The organism is Arthrobacter sp. zg-Y1219 (assembly GCF_030125545.1).
In the GTDB taxonomy this organism is placed as follows: domain Bacteria; phylum Actinomycetota; class Actinomycetes; order Actinomycetales; family Micrococcaceae; genus Arthrobacter_B.
Window position 1 is genome coordinate 213969 of record NZ_JASKLY010000001.1, and the last position, 20305, is coordinate 234273.

Annotated in this window: 15 protein-coding genes, 1 tRNA gene and 1 pseudogene; 9 read left to right on the forward strand and 8 right to left on the reverse strand. The window is 66.2% G+C overall.

The window, feature by feature from the left end; translation table 11 throughout:
- The first annotated feature begins 90 nt into the window (after positions 1–90).
- The 6 genes from QNO00_RS01010 (at position 91) to QNO00_RS01035 (ending at position 5317) form a co-directional block, all read left to right on the forward strand.
- Positions 91–173 (forward strand) — tRNA-Leu (locus QNO00_RS01010).
- Between the two features lie 112 nt (positions 174–285).
- On the forward strand, positions 286–837 hold the full coding sequence (locus QNO00_RS01015; RefSeq protein WP_284023316.1) for an AI-2E family transporter: 552 nt from the start codon (positions 286–288) through the stop codon (positions 835–837).
- Positions 838–904: 67 nt separating this feature from the next.
- Positions 905–1759: a hypothetical protein gene (locus QNO00_RS01020; protein WP_284023317.1), complete on the forward strand. Its 855-nt coding sequence runs from the start codon at positions 905–907 to the stop codon at positions 1757–1759.
- A 250-nt stretch (positions 1760–2009) separates the two neighbouring features.
- Positions 2010–3350, forward strand: coding sequence for a hemolysin family protein (locus tag QNO00_RS01025; protein ID WP_284023318.1), 1341 nt, complete (start codon positions 2010–2012; stop codon positions 3348–3350).
- Positions 3351–3461: 111 nt separating this feature from the next.
- Complete coding sequence (locus QNO00_RS01030; RefSeq protein WP_229965812.1) at positions 3462–4868, forward strand: APC family permease; 1407 nt, start codon at positions 3462–3464, stop codon at positions 4866–4868.
- Positions 4869–4912: 44 nt separating this feature from the next.
- Positions 4913–5317 carry a universal stress protein gene (locus tag QNO00_RS01035; protein WP_229965811.1) on the forward strand — a complete coding sequence of 135 codons (405 nt, stop codon included), beginning with the start codon at positions 4913–4915 and terminating at the stop codon, positions 5315–5317.
- Between the two features lie 79 nt (positions 5318–5396).
- On the opposite strand, the gene mmsB is transcribed toward QNO00_RS01035, so the two are convergent.
- From mmsB to QNO00_RS01070, 7 genes are all read right to left on the reverse strand, one after another.
- A complete protein-coding gene (mmsB, locus tag QNO00_RS01040) occupies positions 5397–6644 on the reverse strand; it encodes a multiple monosaccharide ABC transporter permease (RefSeq protein ID WP_284023319.1) in 1248 nt (415 codons plus the stop codon).
- A complete protein-coding gene (gene mmsA / locus QNO00_RS01045; protein WP_502862932.1) occupies positions 6641–8182 on the reverse strand; it encodes a multiple monosaccharide ABC transporter ATP-binding protein in 1542 nt (513 codons plus the stop codon). Before mmsA ends, mmsB begins: the two co-directional genes overlap by 4 nt.
- Before the next feature lie 99 nt (positions 8183–8281).
- Positions 8282–9412: a multiple monosaccharide ABC transporter substrate-binding protein gene (gene chvE / locus QNO00_RS01050; protein ID WP_229965808.1), complete on the reverse strand. Its 1131-nt coding sequence runs from the start codon at positions 9410–9412 to the stop codon at positions 8282–8284.
- A gap of 195 nt (positions 9413–9607) precedes the next feature.
- Positions 9608–10876 (reverse strand): kynureninase, encoded by a 1269-nt coding sequence (locus QNO00_RS01055; RefSeq protein ID WP_284023321.1) that lies wholly within the window; start codon positions 10874–10876, stop codon positions 9608–9610.
- Between the two features lie 27 nt (positions 10877–10903).
- The gene (locus QNO00_RS01060) at positions 10904–11869 is read right to left on the reverse strand and encodes a MaoC/PaaZ C-terminal domain-containing protein (RefSeq protein ID WP_284023322.1); all 966 of its coding nucleotides are present in this window, start codon (positions 11867–11869) and stop codon (positions 10904–10906) included.
- Positions 11866–13206 (reverse strand): 3-oxoacyl-ACP reductase, encoded by a 1341-nt coding sequence (locus QNO00_RS01065; protein WP_284023323.1) that lies wholly within the window; start codon positions 13204–13206, stop codon positions 11866–11868. Before QNO00_RS01065 ends, QNO00_RS01060 begins: the two co-directional genes overlap by 4 nt.
- Before the next feature lie 2 nt (positions 13207–13208).
- Positions 13209–14552 (reverse strand): acetyl-CoA C-acetyltransferase, encoded by a 1344-nt coding sequence (locus QNO00_RS01070; RefSeq protein WP_284023324.1) that lies wholly within the window; start codon positions 14550–14552, stop codon positions 13209–13211.
- Between the two features lie 77 nt (positions 14553–14629).
- Between QNO00_RS01070 and QNO00_RS01075 the strand changes: the two genes are divergently transcribed.
- Together QNO00_RS01075 and QNO00_RS01080 are read left to right on the forward strand one after the other, a co-directional pair.
- Entirely contained in the window at positions 14630–15319 is a 690-nt protein-coding gene (locus tag QNO00_RS01075) for a TetR/AcrR family transcriptional regulator (protein ID WP_284023325.1), read from the forward strand.
- A gap of 70 nt (positions 15320–15389) precedes the next feature.
- The gene (locus QNO00_RS01080; protein WP_284023326.1) at positions 15390–17483 is read left to right on the forward strand and encodes an acyl-CoA dehydrogenase family protein; all 2094 of its coding nucleotides are present in this window, start codon (positions 15390–15392) and stop codon (positions 17481–17483) included.
- A gap of 86 nt (positions 17484–17569) precedes the next feature.
- On the opposite strand, the gene glgA is transcribed toward QNO00_RS01080, so the two are convergent.
- Positions 17570–18775 (reverse strand): glycogen synthase, encoded by a 1206-nt coding sequence (glgA, locus tag QNO00_RS01085; RefSeq protein WP_284023327.1) that lies wholly within the window; start codon positions 18773–18775, stop codon positions 17570–17572.
- A gap of 84 nt (positions 18776–18859) precedes the next feature.
- Here glgA and glgC point away from each other — a divergent pair.
- A pseudogene (gene glgC, locus QNO00_RS01090) lies at positions 18860–20191 on the forward strand (glucose-1-phosphate adenylyltransferase); the annotation flags it as partial.
- Between the last annotated feature and the right edge of the window lie 114 nt (positions 20192–20305).

Sequence of the window (20305 nt, forward strand, 5' to 3'; positions counted from 1 at the left end):
GATTTACGGTTGCGTCCAAATCCGTGTTAGAGTTTTTCCCGTTGCTTCCGCAGCTTTTGAACGACTGAAGGCCTTGCGGAAAACACCCAAGCGCGGGTGGCGGAATGGCAGACGCGCTAGCTTGAGGTGCTAGTCCTCTAACGAGGGTGGGGGTTCAAGTCCCCCTCCGCGCACAATTGATACCCCCGGAATCCACTGGATTCCGGGGGTATTTTGTTGTCCCATCCCTTCTGGTCCGGTCCCCGGGGCTCCTAGACTTTCGTCCAGCCAACGAAGGAGGACTCGATGGCTTCGGGGCCATCGGACACCGGCGCACGCCCCGTTTTTCCCCGCAGCGCCGTGATCTTGCTCATGCTCGGCGGCGCGACCCTTGCAGCCTTCGGCCTGGCGGCGGTCAGCGGAATCTTTACGCCGGCGTTTTTGGCTTTTGTGCTCACCCTGTGTGTTCATCCGGTCAGTCGGTGGCTGCAGGCACACGGAATTCCCCGGGGCATCGCCACCGGAGGCAGCATCGCCGCCGTCTTCATCCTGCTCGCCGGTTTCGCCGGAGCACTCATTGCGGCGCTGGCGCAATTTTTAGCGCTGCTGCCGCAGTTCGCGCCGCAGATCGCCGCTGCCGGCGCCTCCATCTCTCAGCAACCTGGCGGGGGCCCTGGTCATCGTCCTCACCCTGCTCATCCTGATGGCGGTGGACGGTTCCCGGACACCGGCGCTGCTGAACCATCTGAAGGACCACCGCCCGGCACTGGTTGCCGCGCTGGAGGGCTTTGCCTCCTTGGCCTGACTAAACGAAGCATCACGCGGGGAACGTCATACACCACCTCCGTGGGGACTTGACCGTTATCGGATCCACCGGCAGAGTCCTCGGCATGATCTTCGATGAGCTCGTAGGGGGTGCTCCGTAGTGATCGACCTTCGCCAGGTGGCCGCACCACCGTGGGAAGAGGACCTGCTGGTCACCGCCCGACCCAAGGGAGTCGTGGACGTGTGGTCACTGATGCGCGATGCGCGCTGCGCCACGTTCGAAACGGTCTGGGACTCCGGCGGCTGGCGGGGGGCACTGGTCCCCGGTGAGCACCCCGTGGTGGTGGCCGGCGCGTGGGAGCGCCACGGCGTGTGCGGGTACGACCTGACGGGACAACGGCTGTGGCAGGACCGCAGCCGCACGAACGTAGAGGCCGTGACTGCCCTGGCTGGAGGTCGCGTGGTCGTCACTCACCTCCGCAGGGCCACCCGCGTGCTGGAGGCAGCGACCGGGGAGGAGGTGCGTACCCTGCGCGGGGCGTTGAGAGTGATCGCGCTGCGCCCGGATCTCTCGCTTGCAGTAGGTGGCGGTTGGTGCCGTCTGCTGGATCGTTCGCTGGATCCGCTGGGGTCCCGAATTTCGACCGGACTGAATATCGTTTGGTTCGCGGCCAGCGACGGTGAGCATCTGGTGATAACCGAGATAGGCGGCCGAGTTTTACGCATTCTCGACTCCGACGGGCGAGAACGAGCGAGGATAGCTGAGCACTTCCGGCATGTCCTCCACGACCCGGTGACGGGGACCTGGGTCGCGGTCCACGAGCCCTCCGATGGGAAGAACTCCCTGTTCCGGTTCAACAACGACGGGGAGATTCTGGAGCGCCGCCCCTGGGACCTCCGCATCGGCGGTACGGCGACGATGCGCGGAGGCAGAACGTTGATCCTGATCACGACTGAAGGCGGGCAGGTCGTGAACGCCGCGAACTGGAGCGTGCGCAGGCTTGAAACGACGTGAGCCTGGGCGCCGAGCAGCCCGTGGCATTGCCACGGGCTGACGGCTGTCCTGCCATCACCATCGACCAGCTCGCCACCAGCACATCGCTCGTTTTTCGACATGACCGAGCGTTCTTGCCTGACATGGGCAGCATTTCGAGCGGATGCAGGCCCACGGGCACACGATTACTGCCGTCACGGCATTGGCCCTCGGACTGCCGACCACCCGGCCAGTCATGTGCCCTGCGTCGACGCACCGGTACGCTCTGACCATGGATGGCGGCACGCTCTTCAATCTGCTTCTGGTGGTGTTCTTCGTGCTGCTGGGAGGAATCTTCGCGGGCACTGAGATGGCGCTGGTTTCACTGCGGGAGAGCCAAATCAGCCGCATTGAGGCATCGGGTGCCGGCGGCCGGAGAATCGCGGAACTTGCCCGCAACCCAAACCTCTTCCTCTCGTCCATCCAAATTGGTGTCACCCTCTCGGGCTTTTTCTCCGCGGCCTACGGTGCCTCCGCGCTGGCCCCGGCCGCGGCCCCCGCCCTCCGCAGCTTCGGCTTTTCGCCCGCCGCCGCGGATGCCACCGCCTTCATCCTGCTGACCCTCGCCGTCGCCTACTTGTCCCTGGTGTTCGGGGAGCTGGTGCCCAAGCGGCTCGCGATGCAGAATGCGGAGCGTTTCACCCGGCTGCTCGCACCTCCCCTGAACGCTTTCGCCGTCGTGATGCGCCCGGTCATTAAGCTGCTGTCGGTCTCCACTGACACCGTGGTCCGGCTCCTCGGCGGGGATCCCAAAGTCAGGACACCGCCGGTGACGTCGCAGGAGCTGTGGGACATGGTCGCCGCGAGTCCGGTCCTGGCCGAGGACAGCCGGCGGATTCTCTCCGACGTGTTCGGCGCCGGAAACCGGCTCCTCCAGGAGGTGATGCGTCCGCGGCCGCAGGTGCAGTTCCTCTCCGCGGACCTGACCGTAGCCCAGGCCCGGGCGGCAGTGCACTCGTTGCCCTATTCGCGCTATCCGGTCATTGGGGAGTCCCCCGACGACGTCCTCGGCTTCGTCCACGTCCGCGACCTCCTCCGGGAAAACGGCGACGGCGGCACCCGTTTCCCGGAGTCTGAGGCACTCCGGCTCGGTGACATTGTCCGGCCGATCCTGTTCCTGCCCGGTACGGCACCCGTGGTTCCCTCGTTGTCCAGGATGCGCCGGAACGGCAGCCATATTGCCGTGGTCGCCGACGAATACGGCGGCACTGACGGCATTGTCACCCTGGAGGACCTTGTGGAGGAACTGGTCGGGGAGATCTACGACGAATACGACACCTTCCGGGACCCCGAAGACCGGCACCGGCAGGTGCGCGGCGACCTGGTGGTGGACGGAGCGCTGATCCTGCAGGAATTCGAGCGGCTGACCGGCGTCCCGCTTCCGGAAGGGCAGTACGAAACCGTCGGCGGCTACATTCTGGCGCGGTTGGGCAGGATTGCCCGTCCCGGAGACACTGTCGCCGCACCGGAATGCGATTTGGAGGTGCTCAGCGTCCAGCGCAGGCGCATTGGATCCGTCCGCGTCGTGCGCCATCCGGGTTCCGCGCAAGCGGGGGCGCGTCAAGTCCCGTAACATTGATTTGCCTGTTACAGCGCAGAGAATACCGGGCAGCGGGTCGTGACCGAATTTCCGGAACACGCCTCGTGCCGCATTGCAGATACTTTAGAAAGCAGGAAACCAGCCATGGGCGATACAAAAATCGGCTCCGGGGAACCCGAGCTGAAGCGGGTGATGGGGACCAAGCTTTTGCTGCTCTTCATCGTCGGCGACATTCTTGGCACCGGAGTCTATGCCCTTACCGGCCAAGTGGCCGGCGAAATCGGCGGTGCCGCGTGGGCACCCATCCTGGTCGCCTTCGCCGTTGCCACCATCACCGCCCTGTCCTACCTGGAACTGGTGACCAAATTTCCGCAGGCCGCCGGGGCCGCGCTCTATGCACACAAGGCCTTCGGCATTCATTTCCTCACCTTCCTGGTGACCTTTGCCGTGCTGAGCTCAGGAATTACCTCAGCTTCGACGGCCGCCAAGTTCCTGGCCGAAAACTTCATCGTCGGCTTTGACCTGGATTGGGGACAGACCGGAGTCACATGGGTGGCCGTCATCTTCATGCTGGTCCTCGCCGTGATCAACCTGCGCGGAGTCGGGGAGAGCATCAAGTTCAACGTGGTCCTGACGATTATCGAACTTACCGGTCTGCTGATTGTCATCCTGATTGGATTCTGGGCAATGAGCCAGGGGAACGTCGATTTCTCCCGCGTCATGGTCTTCGAAACCGAAGGAAACAAGAGCGTCTTCCTGGCCCTCACGGCCGCCACATCGCTGGCCTTCTTCTCAATGGTGGGCTTTGAGGACTCGGTCAACATGGCTGAGGAAACCAAGGATCCGGCCAAGATTTTCCCGAAGGTCATGCTGACCGGGCTAAGCATCACGCTGGCTGTCTATCTGCTGGTGTCCATTGCCGCCGTCGCCATTGTGCCCGTGGGCCAGCTCTCCTCCAGCGCAACCCCGCTTCTGGAGGTCGTGCGTGCCGGGGCACCCAACCTGCCGGTGGACGTCATCTATCCGTTCCTGTCCATTTTTGCCGTGGCCAACACCGCCCTGATCAACATGCTGATGGCCAGCCGCCTGCTGTACGGCATGGCGAAGCAGGATGTGCTTCCCCGTTCACTTTCCAAGGTGCTCCCCGGCCGGCGGACGCCGTGGGCTTCGATCATCTTCACCACCGCCATCGCGCTGGGCCTGATCATCACCGTCACCAACTTCATGGGCAAGGAAACCGTCACCGCCCTGGGCGGGACCACGGCGCTGCTGCTGCTGGCTGTGTTCACCGTGGTGAACATCGCCTGCCTGGTGCTGCGCCGCACCCCGCACGAGAGCAAGCACTTCCGCTCCCCCGGCTTCCTGCCCTACGTCGGTGTCTTCACCTGCGCTTTCCTCCTGGGCCCCTGGGCGCAGGATCCGATCGAATACCAGATTGCCGGCCTCATGCTGCTGCTGGGCCTGCTGCTGTGGGTGCTGACCTGGTTCTGGAACCGGGCCGTGCGCGCCAAGAAGACCCGCTTTACTGATGCCGAAGAACTCCGGGGCTAAGCCTTTTCCCCGCCCCGCGTTTCCATCCCTAGGTCAGGAGCACCATGAGTATTGTCGTCGGATTTCTTCCCACCCCCGAGGGGACGGCGGCGCTGGACGCCGCCCGCCGGGAGGCCAGTGACCGCGCAGCGCTGCTGGTCATCGTGAACGTGGCGTTCCCCCGTCACGGACTGCACCATCAGGAGCAGGAGGACGCCAACAACGCGGCGCTTGCCCAGCTCGAAGCAGAGCTGACCGCGGATGGAACGGCCTACGAGCTGGTCCACCCGGTCGGCGACTTCGATCCCGCCGAGGAGATCCTCGCGGCGGCCGCCGGGCCGGAAGTCGAGCTGGTTGTCCTGGGGCTGCGCCGCCGCACCCCGGTCGGCAAGATGCTGCTGGGCAGCACGGCGCAGCGCGTGCTGCTCCAGGCCGACTGCCCCGTCCTGGCTGTGAAGGCCCATCACTAGGGTCTCCTCGCAGCAGGGCTGACATGCCTGTGGCCGGCACCCGCCCTGCGGGTGCCGGCCACAGGTGTGTGTGCTCCTGCTACGTGATCAAGGAGGATCCGCGGCGCTTGTTGAAGACGTCAAACGCCACGGCTGCCAGCAGGACGAGCCCCTTGATCAGCTGCTGGTACTCGGTGCCGACGCCCATGATGGACATGCCGTTGTTCAGGATTCCGATGATCAGACCGCCGATGATGGCTCCGGTCACCCGGCCGATGCCGCCGGTGACGGCAGCTCCGCCGATGAAGACTGCGGCGATGGCATCCAACTCGAATCCCTCGCCCGCTTTGGGACTGGCCAGGTTCAGCTGCGCGGTGAAGACCAGCCCTGCCAGCGCGGCCAGGACGCCCATGTTGATGAAGACGGTGAAGGTGGTCCGCTTGGTGTTGATGCCGGAGAGTTCCGCCGCGTGCAGGTTCCCGCCCATGGCGTAGATGTGGCGGCCCCAGACGCTGCGGTTCATGACGGCGGCATAGCCGACCGTCAGCAGGCCCAGGATGACCAGGACGATGGGCGTTCCGCGGTAGCTGGCCAGCAGGTAGGTGATGAACAGGATCAGGCCGGCGGTCAGGACGAGCTTGGCCGCGAACCAGAGCATCGGTTCGTCGACCAGCTGGTGCCGGCGGCGGATCATCCGCTGCCGGATGCCCGAGCCCACCAGGGCGGCGGCCGAAAGCACTCCGATGATCACTGTCAGCGGTTCCAGGAAACTCGTCCCTCCGCCGAGGTCGGGAAGGAATCCGCTGCCCAGCCCGCGGAACTGATCCGGGAACGGCGAGATCTGCCGGTTCTGCAGCACAATCTGCGTCAGTCCGCGGAACGTCAGCATGCCCGCCAGGGTCACGATGAACGCCGGAATTCCGAAGTAGGCGATCCAGAACCCCTGCCAGGCTCCGACGGCGGCGCCGAGGACCAGGCACAGGACGGCGGCCAGCCACCAGGGCAGCCCCCACTGGGTGATCATGACGCCCGCGGCCGCGCCGGTGAAGGCGACCACGGAGCCGACCGAGAGGTCAATGTGCCCGGCAATGATCACGAGCACCATGCCGACGGCGAGGATCAGGATGTAGCTGTTCTGGATGATCAGGTTTGACACGTTGATCGGTGCCAGGGTGATCCCGTTGGTGGTGATCTGGAAAAAGATGATGATCGCGATCAGTGCGATGAACAGTCCCACCTGGCGCAGCTGCCCGGTGAGGTAGTTCAGGGCAGAGCCGACGATTCCTGTCGGGTTGGTCTTCGGCGCGGGAGCGCCGGTGGACGGACCCTGGTCGGTGAGAGTGCTCATTGGCGTTCCTTGTCTGTCGCGGCGGCAGGAGTCCTGGCATCACGGGTCATGTAATGCATGAGGTATTCGGCGCTGGCCTTCTCCCGCGGGACGTCCGCGGTGATGCGGCCCTCGGCGAGGGTGTAGATGCGGTCGCAGATCCCCAGCAGTTCCGGCAGCTCGGAGGAGATCACAATGATCGCCTTCCCCTGGTCGGCCAGCTCGTTGATGATGGTGTAAATCTCATACTTGGCACCGACGTCGATGCCGCGGGTGGGCTCATCCAGGATCAGCACGTCCGGATTGGTGTGGATCCATTTGGAGAGCACCACCTTTTGCTGGTTTCCGCCGGAGAGCTTGCCGGTCAGCGACAGCACCGACGGCGCCTTGATGTTCATGCTGGTGCGGTATTTCTCCGCCGTCAGATGCTCCCGGTACGGATCCACCCAGCCGCGGACGGACAGCTTGTTCAGGCTGGACGCCGAGATGTTGCGCCTAATGTCCTCGATGAGGTTCAGGCCGTAGCGCTTGCGGTCTTCGGTGGCGTACGCCAGGCCGTGGGCGATGGCCTGGCCGACGGTCTTCATCGTGATCTCGCGGCCGTCCTTGTAGGTGCGGCCGCTGATGTTGTGCCCGTAGCTGTGGCCGAACACGCTCATGGCCAGTTCCGTGCGGCCGGCCCCCATCAGTCCGGCGATGCCCACGATCTCACCGGCCCGCACGTACAGGTTGGCGCCGGTGACGACCTTGCGCGACCGGTCCAGCGGATGATGCACCGTCCAGTCCTCGATGCGCAGGACTTCCTCGCCGATGACCGAAGTGTGCTCCGGATAGCGGCTGTCCAGGTCGCGTCCCACCATGCCCCGGATAATGCGCTCCTCGGAGACTTCGTCGGCATGCATGTCCAGCGTTTCGATGGTGCGGCCGTCACGGATGATGGTGACGGCGTCGGCGATCGCCTTAATCTCGTTGAGCTTGTGGCTGATGATGATGCAGGTGATGCCGTCACTGCGCAGGTCCTTGATCAAACCCAGCAGATGCTCGGAGTCTTCATCGTTCAGGGCTGCCGTGGGCTCGTCCAGGATCAGCAGCTTCACCCGCTTGGACAGCGCCTTGGCGATTTCCACCAGCTGCTGCTTGCCTACGCCGATGTCCTGGATCCGGATGGCCGGGTTTTCCGCCAGGCCCACCCGCTCGAGAAGCTTCGCGGCCTCGAGGTTGGTCCGGTGCCAGTCAATGAAACCGCCCTTGGACTGTTCATTGCCAAGGTAGATGTTCTCTGCGATGGACAGGAACGGGCTCAGCGCCAGTTCCTGGTGGATGATCACCACGCCGGCGGACTCGGAGTCCTTGATGTCCTTGTACTCCTGGAGTTCACCGTCCAGGTAGATTCCGCCCTCGTAGGTTCCGGCCGGATAGACGCCGGAGAGGACCTTCATCAGGGTGGATTTCCCGGCGCCGTTTTCTCCGCAGATGGCATGGACGTGCCCCTGCTGGACCTCCAGGGAGACTTCCTGCAGTGCCTTGACCCCGGGGAACGACTTGGTGATGCCCCGCATGGAAAGAATATTCGCGTTCACGTTCGTGTCCTTGCCGGCGGTGTTCCGAAGGCGGCAGCCGGATCCGGCTGCCGCCTTCGGAACCGCGGTGGTAGGGGGTTACTTGAGGTCGGAGGCCTGGTAGTAGCCGCTGTCGACGAGGACTTCCTCGTAGTTGTCCTTCGTGACCACCATCGGATCCAGCAGGAAGGTCGGAACAATCTTCACCTTGTTGTCGTACGTCTCGTTGTCATTGGTCTCGGGGACTTCGCCCTTGAGCACGTCATCAACCATGGCAACGGTCTGCTCGCCCAGGGCACGCGTGTCCTTGAAGATCGTGGAGTACTGCTGGTTGTCCATGATGGACTTCACTGACGCGGCTTCGGCGTCCTGTCCGGTGATGACGGGCAGGGCATCCGGTGAATAGCCGGATCCGGTGAGGGCGGAAATGATGCCCAGAGAGATGCCGTCATACGGGGACAGCACGCCGTCGACCTTCTCGCCGCCCGAGTAGTTGCTGGCGATCAGGTTCTGCATGCGCTTCTGCGCGGTGGCCGGATCCCAGCGCAGGGTGGCGATCTGCGAGAACCCGGTCTGTCCGCTCTGGACCACGAGGGTTCCCTTGTCGATGTGGGGCTGCAGGGTGGCCATGGCGCCGTCGTAGAAGAAGTTGGCGTTGTTGTCATCAGGGCTGCCGGCGAAGAGTTCGACGTTCTTCGGTTCCGCTGCCCCGGTCTCCTTGCCCTCGGCGTCGAGGATGCCCAGTCCGGTCAGCAGCGAGGTGGCCTGCTGGACACCTACGGTGTAGTTGTCAAAGGTGGTGTAGTAGTCAACGTTCTTGTTGCCCGTGATCAGGCGGTCATAGGCGATCACCTTGATGCCGGCGGCGGCCGCGTTGTCCAGCTGATCGCTGAGGGCGGTGCCGTCGATGGCCGCGATGACCAGGACTTTGGCGCCCTTGGTGATCATGTTGGACACCTGCTGGACCTGGGTGGGGATATCGTCGTCGGCGTATTCCAGGGTCGTTTCGTAACCGAGCTCTTCAAGCTCTGCCTTGATGGAGTCGCCGTCCTTGATCCAGCGTTCCGAGGTCTTGGTCGGCATGGCAATGCCCACCAGCGCGCCGGCGTTGTCGCCCGATTCGGCGGCGTCGGAATCAGCGCCGCCGCGGCCCGAGCCGGAACCGCAGCCGGCCACTGACACGGCCAGGATGCCCGCCGTCAGGCTGAGCAGGAGTTTACGGATTTTCACGAAGGAGCCCTTTCGATTGACGTCGTTGTCTAGCGGAGAAACTACCGGATCGCGTGACGCGGCTTACCCTTCCCGCAGCCGGCCCGGCAGGCCGGAAATGAGAAGTGCGTCACATAAATATGTGAGCGCTAACATTATGGCTCCCGGTCCATGCCGGTTGTCAATTCCAATACTTGGCCTCCGCGGCCGCTGGCCTCAGCGGACCGGACGGGCTTCCGTCCGGCGGGGACTTTCCGCCGGTTGGCGGCGCAGCTCCGCCGAGACCGCCGCGATTCCGGTGAACGTCTCCTCGAACGACGTCGACAGCGGGGACAGCCCCAGCCGAATTCCGGACGGATTCCGGTAGTCGGGGATCACTCCCTGCTTCCACAGGGCCGCGGTGGCGGCCTGGAACGATGGATGATCGATGGTGATGTGGCTGCCGCGCCGTTCGGCGGCGCGAGGAGAGGCCAGGACGACGCCGTGCGGCGCCAGCAGGGTGTCCACCGCCGCCAGGGCATATTCGGTGAGGGCCACGGATTTGGTCCGCACTGCATCGATGCCGGCCTCGGCGAGGAGCGCGACCATGTCCCGCAGGGGCAGCATGCCGAGCACCGGCGGCGTTCCGGACACCAGCCGGCGGATGCCGGCGGCCGGCGTGTAGCCCTGGGCCATGCCGAAGGGGTCGGCGCTGCCCAGCCAGCCCTGGATGGGCTGGGTGAAGGTCTCCTGATGCCGCCGGGCCACATAGGCCCAGGCCGGGGCACCGGGGCCGCCGTTGAGGTATTTGTAGCTGCAGCCCACCGCGTAGTCCACGTCCCAGGCGTCCAGCTGTGCCGGAACCGCCCCCGCTGAGTGGCACAGGTCCCAGAGCACCAGTCCCCCGGCGTCGTGCACTGCTGCCGTGATGGCTGCGGCGTCGGCCAGGAAACCGGAGCGGTAGGCGACGTGGCTGAAGACCGCCAGGGCGGTCTGCGGCCCGACCGCCTGCGCCACTGCGTCGGCGCTGACGCCGCCGTCGTAGTCGGCGGCGATCCAGCGCAGGGTCAGCCCGCACTCATTGGCGATGCCCTCCAGAACATACCTGTCGGTGGGAAAGTTGTCGGTGTCCAGGACAATCTCGGTCCGCCCCGGGCGGGCAGCCACTGCGGCACGGGCCAGCTTGTAGAGCAGGACCGTGGTGGAATCGGCCACGATGCACTGCCCGGCGGCGGCGCCGAGCACCGCGGCGCCCAGCGCGTCGCCGAGCTGCTGCGGCAGCTCCAGCCACTGCTCGTCCCAGCCGCGGATGAGCCGGGTGCCCCACTGGACCTGCACAAAGTCCTGCAGATGCGCCGCGCTGGCCCGCAGCGGACGGCCCAGCGAATTGCCGTCCAGATAGGAGCTGACGCCGTCGGCTTCCAGGAAGCGGTCCCGGAAGCCGGCCAGCGGGTCCGCCGCGTCCAGCTCCCGGGCAGCGGCAAGCAATGCGTCCGATTTCATCATGAGGGCACGGTAGCAGCCCGGGCGGAACTACAGCGGCCGGACACTGCCGGCGAAGTTCCGGCGAAGGGAGCGCTGGTTCCAACCAACAAAGGTGGATCCGGCGTACCCGTCCTCCCCTTCCGCATCGGAGATTGACAGGGCGACCGTCGCCGGCAGGAACACCGGAGAGTCAAACTCGATGGTCCACTCGTACGGCTCCTGCCGGTTCTGCACGATGTCGGCCACCACCCGGGAGGCCAGGTACATGCCGTGCGCCAGCGACCGCTTCATGCCCAGCGCCTTCGCCGACAGCCGGCTGAGGTGGATCGGGTTGAAGTCGCCGGACACCCGCGCGTAGTTGCGCCCCGCGTCCGCGCCGAGCCGCCACTGCGCCGTCGGCTGCGGGGGAACGAAATCCGGGCGGGGTGCGCGTGCACCCGGCCGGTCAAGGCGGGGCAGGAACACACCCTTGGCGAGATAGGTCGACCGCCCGCGCCAGACGACGGCGGTGTTCTCCCCCGTGTTCTCCCCCGTGCCATCCCCCGTGCCCTCCCCGGTGTTCTCCCCCATGCCCTCCCCGGTTCCGGCGCGGACTTCGGCGATCAGCTCCACGGAGGTGCCGGCGCGGTGTCCGGCCAGGTTTTCCGCCCAGGCGGTGACGGTGAGCGGTTCGGTGTAATGGATCGGCCGGAAGTGCTCCACATGGTTCCGAAGATGCACCATGCCCAGCAGCGGCAGCGGGAAATCTTCCCGAGCCATGAGGCTCATCGCCACCGGAAACGCGAACGTGTGCACGAAGCCGGAGGGCAGGTAGTCGGACGCGCTGTGCAGCACGAGCCGCTGGAAGTCCGCCAGCCGCTCAAGGTCCACACGGGCGCCGCGCACCGTGTGCCGGTCCGCCGGCAAGGTTCGGGACGCCGGAGCCGAGGAGAGCCGCGCCCTGGCCGCAGCGCCGACGGCACCGACATACAGCTTGCCGAGCGCGGGTATCTCGCCCAGCTGGGTCTCACTCATGCGCCCACCATGTTCTGGCCGCAGACCCGCACAACCTGTCCGTTCACGCCGCCGGCCGCGTCCGAGGCCAGGAAGGAAATGGTCTCGGCCACGTCGATGGGCAGGCCGCCCTGCTGCAGGCTGCTCAGGCGGCGCGCCACCTGGCGGGTGAGGGCCGGAATGGCTGCTGTCATGTCGGTTTCAATGAAACCGGGAGCCACGGCGTTGATGGAGCCGCCGCGCGGAGCCAGCAGCGGCGCCGTCGCCCGCACCATGCCGATGACTCCGCCCTTGGAGGCGGCGTAGTTGGTCTGTCCGCGGTTGCCGGCGATGCCGCTGGTGGAGGCCAGCGAGACGATCCGGCCTTCGCGACTGAAGGTCTCCGAGGCCAGCAGGGTCCGGTTCATCTTCAACTGCGACGCAATGTTCACGGCAACGACCGACTGCCAGCGGGATTCGTCCATGTTGGCCAGCAGCTTGTCGCGGGTAATGCCGGCGTTGTGGATGACGATGTCCAGGTGCCCGTAGCGTTCCTTGGCGTGGGCCAAGATGCGGTCGGCGGCGTCATCGCGGGTGATGTCCAACTGCAGCGCGGTGCCGGAGATCTCATTGGCCACCTTGGCCAGCTGTTCGCCGGCCGCCGGCACGTCAACGACGATCACCGTGGCGCCGTCGCGGTGCAGGACCCGGGCAATGGCCGCGCCGATCCCCCGAGCGGCCCCGGTCACCACCGCAACCTTGCCGGCCAGCGGAGCGTTCCAGTCCGCGGGCAGCGTGCCGGCGTCGGAACCGACGGTGATGAACTGGCCGTTGACGTAGGCGCTCTTGCCCGAGAGCAGGAAGCGCAGGGCTGCCGCCGTGCCCGGAGTCGAGGCGGGAGCACCGTTGGCGAGGACGATGCCGTTGGCGGTGGCTCCGCCGCGCAGTTCATGGGCAATGGAGCGGAGCAGCCCGTCAATTCCCTGCCGTGCCGCTGCCGCCTCGGGTTCCTGTGCCTCGGCGGCGGGCCGGGAGACGGTGACCACGCGTCCGCCCGGGGCCAGGTCCCGCAGTGCCGCGCCGGCGGCCAGGGTGACCTCGCCCAGATCCTCGGGAGCGGCTGCGGTATCCAGCACCAGCAGGATGGCGCCGAGCTTCTCCTTGGGCGTGGCATGCCGCCGGACATCCTGGTCCCAGCCGAGCAGCAGCTGCGAGAGCGTGTCCGCGGCTTCGCCCTTGCCCAGGACCAGCACCGGTCCGGGGACCAGCGGCTGAGCCGGATCGAAGCGCCGCAGGATGGCCGGACGGGGCAGGCCCAGCTTCTTGGCGATGTCCTTGGTGAAACCGGTGTTGACGAGGTTCAGGTATGCGTCGTTCATGGTCAGCGTGCCTCGAGGATCGCGACAAGCCCCTGGCCTCCGGCGGCGCAGATGGAGATCAGCCCCCGGCCGGAACCCTTTTCATGCAGCATTTTGGCCAGCGAGGCGACGATGCGCCCGCCCGTGGCGGCGAACGGATGGCCGGCGGCCAGCGAAGATCCGTTGACGTTGAGCTTGGACCGGTCGATCGTGCCGAACGGGCCGTTGAGGCCCAGCCGGGTGCGGGAGAACTCATCATCTTCCCAGGCGGCCAGCGTGCTGAGCACGGTGCCGGCAAAGGCTTCATGGATTTCGAAGAAGTCGAAGTCGTCCAGCGTGAGGTTGTTGCGGGCCAGCAGGCGCGGCACGGCGAAGGCGGGCGCCATTAGCAGGCCGTCCTTGCCGTGCACGAAGTCGACGGCGCCGGCTTCGGCGTCCACGATGTTGGCCAGCATCGGCAGGTCGTGTTCTCGGGCGAAGTCCTCGGAACCCAGCAGAACCACGGCAGCGCCGTCGGTCAGCGGTGTGGAGTTTCCGGCGGTCATGGTCGCTTCGTCGCCGAGGCCGCGGCCGCGGCCGAAGGCGGGCTTCAGCTTGCCCAGCTTCTCCATGGTGGTGTCCGGGCGCAGGTTGGCGTCCCGGGAGAGGCCGCGGTAGGGGGTCACCAGATCGTCGAAGAATCCGCGGTCGTAGGCCGCCGCCATGTTCTTGTGGCTGGCCAGGGCCAGTTCGTCCTGTGCCTCGCGCGTGATCTTCCACTGGGCCGTGGTCAGGGCCTGATGCTCGCCCATGGACAGGCCGGTTCGGGGTTCGCCGGTGGTGGGGGCGTTCGGGGCCAGGTCCTTGGGGCGCAGCTTGGCGACGGCGGCCAGCTTCTGCTTGGCAGTCTTGGCCCGCGACAGGTCCAGCAGGGTCCGGCGCAGGCCTTCGCTGACGGCAATGGGGGCATCGGAGGCGGAGTCCACGCCGCCGGCGATGGCGGAATCAAGCTGGCCGAGCTTGATCTTGTTGGCCAGACTGATCACCGTCTCGAGTCCGGTGGCGCAGGCCTGCTGCACGTCATAGGCGGGGGTCTCGGCGGAGAGGGCGGAACCCAGGACTGCTTCCCGCGTGAGGTTGAAGTCGCTGGAGTGCTTCAGCACGGCGCCGGCGGCGACTTCGCCGATGCGTTCGCCCTGCAGCCCGAAGCGGGCGACGAGTCCGTCGAGCGCAGCAGTCAGCATGTCCTGATTGGAGCTGTAGGTGTATTTGCCGCCGGCGCGGGCGAAGGGGATGCGGTTTCCGCCAATGACGACGGCCTTCCGGACGGCGGGAACAGGGGTGGATCCGCCGGTGGCGGCGGATTCGGCCTGGGGCTGTGCAGCCATGAGTCTGGTCTCCTTGGAAGTACTGCAAAATGTGAGGGGAGTTACTGCAACCCAGCGTACCTGATACGCTGAGTATCGTGAACACTGCTCTGCAAGACCCCTCCGCCCCCGGGGCATCCGACGGCCGGTCCCTCCGCTGGGAAGCCCACCGCACCGAGCGCCGCAGCGATCTGATCAAGGCCGCCCGCCGTGCCGTCCACACCCTCGGCGCCGGTGCCTCCATGGAAGAGATTGCTGCCGCTTCCGGAACCTCGAAATCCGTGTACTACCGGTATTTCGGCGACAAGGCCGGACTGCAGCAGGCAATGGGGGACGTCGTGCTGGCACAGATGCAGGACAAGATCCTCGCCGCGGGGCGCACCGCCCAGTCACCCCGCGCCGGGTTGCAGGCGATGGTGTCCGCGTACCTGCAGATGGCGCAGACGTCGCCCAATGTGTATGCCTTTGTCGCAGCCGGCGAAGCAACAGGCAATACCGAGCACCGTTTCACTGACAGCCTCACCCATTTCTTTGAGGCCATCACCGGCATGATGGACCGCGCGATGCGGGCCTATCTGGAGACCGGCTCCCCCGGCAACTCCCCCGCCCGGAACCTGGGGGTTGCCGCAAGCTTCTGGCCGACGGCGGCGCTGGGCATGGTCCGCGCCGCCGGCGAGAAGTGGCTGGCCACCGAGCCCGGACCCGACAAGCCTTCCGAGGCCGAAATGACCCGGCAGCTGACCGTTTGGCTCTTCGACGGCATCGGCTACGAGCAGGGGCGGGCATGAACCGCCCCGGCGCTCCCCTTCCGCTTCCTCCCAGCAAAAACAGGCACCACCACTACGAGAAGGACACGCAATGACGCAAACAGCCTCCAAACCGGAACGCCAGATCCCGGCCAGTGCCTCCATCCGCGATGACGACAGCGCCGTCGTCAACGTTGACGCCCTCAGCCGGGCACTGCTGGGCACGTGGGCGGATATCCGCCTGCAGGCCCGAGAACTCGCCGGCACTGACGCGCTGCACACCCCCGCCGGCCTGCCGCACACGGAGCACCGCGAACGGGTCATGGCGCAGCTGAAGGTGCTGGCGGAGAGCAAGGCCGTGCACCGGGCCTTCCCGGCCTACGTGGGCGGCGAGGACAACCACGGCGGCAACGTTGCCGGCTTCGGCGAACTGGTGGTGGCGGATCCGTCCCTGCAGATCAAGGCCGGCGTGCAGTGGGGCCTGTTCGGCGGCGCCGTCATGCACCTGGGAACCCGCGAACACCATGACAAGTGGCTCCCCGGCATCATGAGCCTGGAGATTCCCGGCTGCTTCGCCATGACGGAAACCGGACACGGGTCCGACGTCGCCAGCATCGCCACCACCGCCGAGTACGACGCCGGCACCGAAGAGTTCATCATCAACACCCCCTTCCGCGCCGCCTGGAAGGACTACATCGGCAACGCCGCCGTCCACGGCAAGGCCGCCGTCGTCTTCGCCCACCTGATCACCAAGGGCGTGGACCACGGCGTGCACGCGTTCTACGTCGACCTGCGCGACGACAACGGCTTCCTGCCCGGCATCGGCGGCGAGGACGACGGCATCAAGGGCGGTCTGAACGGCATCGACAACGGGCGGCTGCATTTTTCCAACGTGCGCATTCCGCGCACCAACCTGCTCAACCGCTACGGCGACGTGGCTGCGGACGGCACGTACACCTCGTCGATCGAAAGCCCGGGCCGGCGCTTCTTCACCATGATCGGCACCCTGGTACAGGGCCGGGTGTCCCTGGACGGCGCCGCAGTGGCCGCCAGCAAGCTCGCCCTGAAGACGGCCATCCAGTACGGCACTGAGCGCCGCCAGTTCAACGGCGCCTCGGACATTACCGAGGAAGTCCTGATGGACTACCAGCAGCACCAGCGCCGGCTGCTGCCGCGGCTGGCCACCACGTATGCGGCGGCCTTCGCCCACGAGGAACTGCTGCACAAGTTCGACGACGTTTTCTCGGGCGCCCATGACACCGAAGAAGACCGCCAGGACCTGGAAACCCTCGCGGCCGGCCTGAAGTCGCTCTCCACCTGGCATGCCCTGGACACCCTCCAGGAAGCACGCGAGGCCACCGGCGGTGCCGGCTTCCTGGCCGAAAACCGGCTGACCGCGCTGCGGGCCGACCTGGACATCTACGCCACCTTCGAGGGCGACAACACCGTCCTGCTGCAGCTGGTCGCCAAGCGGCTGCTCGCTGACTACGCCAAGGAATTTGTGGGCGCCGACTTCGGCGTGCTGGCCCGGTACGCCGTCGGCCAGGCCACCGACCGGACCATGCACCGCACGGGTCTGCGGCAGATCGTCCAGGCGTTCGCCGATACCGGCTCGGAGAAAAAGTCAGCCATTGCGCTGCGCGATGCCCGGACGCAGCGGGACCTGCTGACCGACCGGGTGGGCACCATGGTCGCCGAAGTGGCCGGCGCCCTGCGCGGGGCCCGCAAGCTGCCCAAGGACAAGGGCGCGGCAGTCAACGACAACCAGCACGCCCTGATCGAGGCGGCCCGCGCACACTCCGAACTGCTGCAGTGGGAAGCCTTCACCCGGGCGCTGGAGGGCATCGAAGACGCCGGCACCCGGCAGGTTCTGACGTGGCTGCGTGACCTCTTCGGGCTGTGCCTGATCGAGAAGAACCTGTCCTGGTACCTGATGCACGGCCGGCTGTCCACGCAGCGGGCCCGCACCCTTGGCCCGTACATCAACCGGCTGCTGGCCAAGCTCCGCCCGCACGCACTGGACCTGGTGGATGCCTTCGGCTACGGCCCCGAGCACCTGCGGGCCTCCGTCGCTTCCGGCGCGGAGAAAACGCGGCAGGACGAAGCGATGGAATACCAGCGCCTGATGCGCGCCAGCGGAGCCGCACCGGTGGACGAGAAAATCCTGATCCAGCGAAAGAAGCAGGCAGCCAAGGCCAAGCGATAGGCGCGTGCGCGCCTGAAGTGGAAGGAGGTCCCGGCCTGGAAACTTGCCGGGACCTCCTTCCGCAGTTAAGCGTTCCGCCGGTGCGGTCAGCGGGCCTGCGGCAGGACGGAGCGGTAGACCTCCAGCGTGGCGGCGGCGATGGAAGCCCAGGAAAACTCATCCGTCGCGCGTTGCCGGCCCGCCTCGCCCATCCGCCGGGCCCGTTCGGGATCGGTGACCACCTCGGTCAGCGCAGCGGCGAAGTCGCGGACAAAGCCCTCGGGATCGAGCGGTGTTCCGGTGCCGTCCGAGAGCTGCTCCAACGGCACCAGCAAGCCGGTCACGCCGGAGTTCACCACTTCGGGAATGCCCCCAGTGGCCGAGGCAACGACGGCGGTGCCGCACGCCATGGCCTCAAGGTTCACGATGCCGAGCGGTTCATAGATGGACGGGCAGGCGAAGACCGTGGCCGAGCTGAGCACCTTGATGAGCTCGCTGCGCGGCAGCATCCGCTCGATCACGACGACGCCGCTGCGCTTTGTGCGGAGTTCGTCGATCAGGACGCCGGTTTCGGCGGCCAGCTCCGGGGTGTCGGCAGCTCCGAGGCACAGCACGAGCTGGACCTCCGGAGGCAGCAGCGCGGCCGCACGCAGCAGGTACGGGACCCCCTTCTGCCGGGTGTTGCGCCCGACAAAAACCACGCTGGGGCGGTCCGGATCGATGCCCAGGGCGCTGATGCCCTCGGGATCGGTGTCCGGGCGCCACAGCTCCACGTCGATGCCGTTGTGCACCACGCGCACCTTGGCCGGGTCGACCTCCGGGTAGCTGCGCAGGATGTCCTGCCGCATGCCTTCGGAGACGGCGATGATGGCGGCGGCGGCGTCGTACGCTGTTTTTTCCACCCAGGAGGACAGGGCGTAACCGCCGCCGAGCTGTTCCGCTTTCCACGGCCGCAGCGGTTCCAAGCTGTGGGCGCTGAGGACGTGCGGAATGCCGTACAACAGCGAACCGAGGTGCCCGGCCATGTTCGCGTACCAGGTGTGTGAATGCACCAGGTCCGCTCCGGCCAGGCCCTGGAGGATTTCCAGATCGGTGCCCAGCGTCTGGACGGCGGGATTCGCGGCGTCCAGTTCGGCGGGCACATCATAGGCGCTGACGACGGCGCCGTGGTAGTCGGAGTTTCGCGGGGCGCCAAAGCAGTGGACGCGCAGGTCCACCTGCTCGGCCAGCACACGGCTCAATTCCGCTACGTGGACACCTGCCCCGCCATAGATCTCGGGCGGGAATTCCTTGGACACAATATCTACTCGCACTAATCCAACGTAGTGCACCGACGCTCCGGTGATCTACTGTGAAGAACAGCAGACTTATTACTGGGCGGCTGATTGGCCCCAGGAATGAGCGCAGAAGCAAGCACCGCCAGATCAGAAGACGTTAGACATGAAGTGAAACAGGGGAATACCAAAATGGCGCCAAAGAAGGTCCTGGCCGTTGTCCTTGCCGGCGGAGAAGGTAAACGCCTGATGCCGCTGACAGCGGACCGTGCAAAACCCGCCGTTCCATTTGCCGGCCGTTACCGGCTCATCGACTTTGCCCTCTCCAACCTGGTGAACTCGGGCTACCTGCAAATCGTGGTCCTCACCCAGTACAAATCCCACAGCCTGGACCGGCACATCTCGGAGACGTGGCGGCTGTCCACGCAGCTGCAAAACTACGTGGCCTCTGTTCCGGCCCAGCAGCGCGTGGGCAAGAGCTGGTTCCTGGGCAGCGCCAACGCGATCTACCAGTCCATGAACCTGATCGACGATGCCCGCCCGGACATCGTCGTGGTGATTGGCGCCGACCATGTGTACCGGATGGACTTCTCGCAGATGGTCGAAGCCCACATTGCGTCCGGCGCGTCGGTCAGCGTGGCAGCGGTCCGCCAGCCGCTGCACCTGGCCGACCAGTTCGGTGTCATTGAAACGGACCCGGAGAGCCCCGGCCGCATCGGCGCATTTGTTGAGAAGCCGGCCACCACGCCGGGCCTGCCCGATGATCCGGACATGTTCCTGGCCTCCATGGGCAACTACGTCTTCAACACCGACGCCCTGGTCGAGGCGCTGAAGGTGGACGCCGAACGGCTGATCACCAAGCACGACATGGGCGGGGACATCATCCCGTACTTCGTGGAGCGCAATGACGCCGCTGTGTACGACTTTTCGCACAACGTCATCCCCGGCGCCACCGGCAGCGACCACCAGTACTGGCGCGACGTCGGTACCCTCGACTCGTACTATGACGCCAACATGGACCTCATTTCCCCGCTGCCGGCGTTCAACCTGTACAACCTGCAGTGGCCCATCTACACCCGGCAGAGCATCTCGCCGCCCGCGAAGTTCGTCCGCAGCGCTGCCGACCACCCCGGCACCGCGTTCGACTCGATCGTGTCCAACGGCGTCGTCATCTCCGGCGGCACGGTCACCGGATCCGTGCTGGCTCCGGATGTGTACGTCGATTCCGGCGCCACGGTCTCCGATTCCGTCCTCATGGACGGCATCCATGTCGGTGCCGGTGCCGTGGTGCGCCGGGCCATCATCGACAAGAACGTGGTGATTCCGCCGGGAGCCACCATCGGGGTTGACCGCGACCTGGACCTGGCCCGCGGGTTCACCGTGACCGCCTCCGGCCTCACGGTGCTGAGCAAGGGGCAGAAGGTCGCGCTTCCGGAACCCGAACCGGAAGTTGCTCCCGTTTAGGCATCCGCCGGCTGTGATCTTCCCCCGCCGCGGGGGGGGGGGCGGGGGGGGGGGGGGGGGGGGGGGGGGGGGGGGGGGGGGCGGCCCAAACTCACAGGCCGCCGG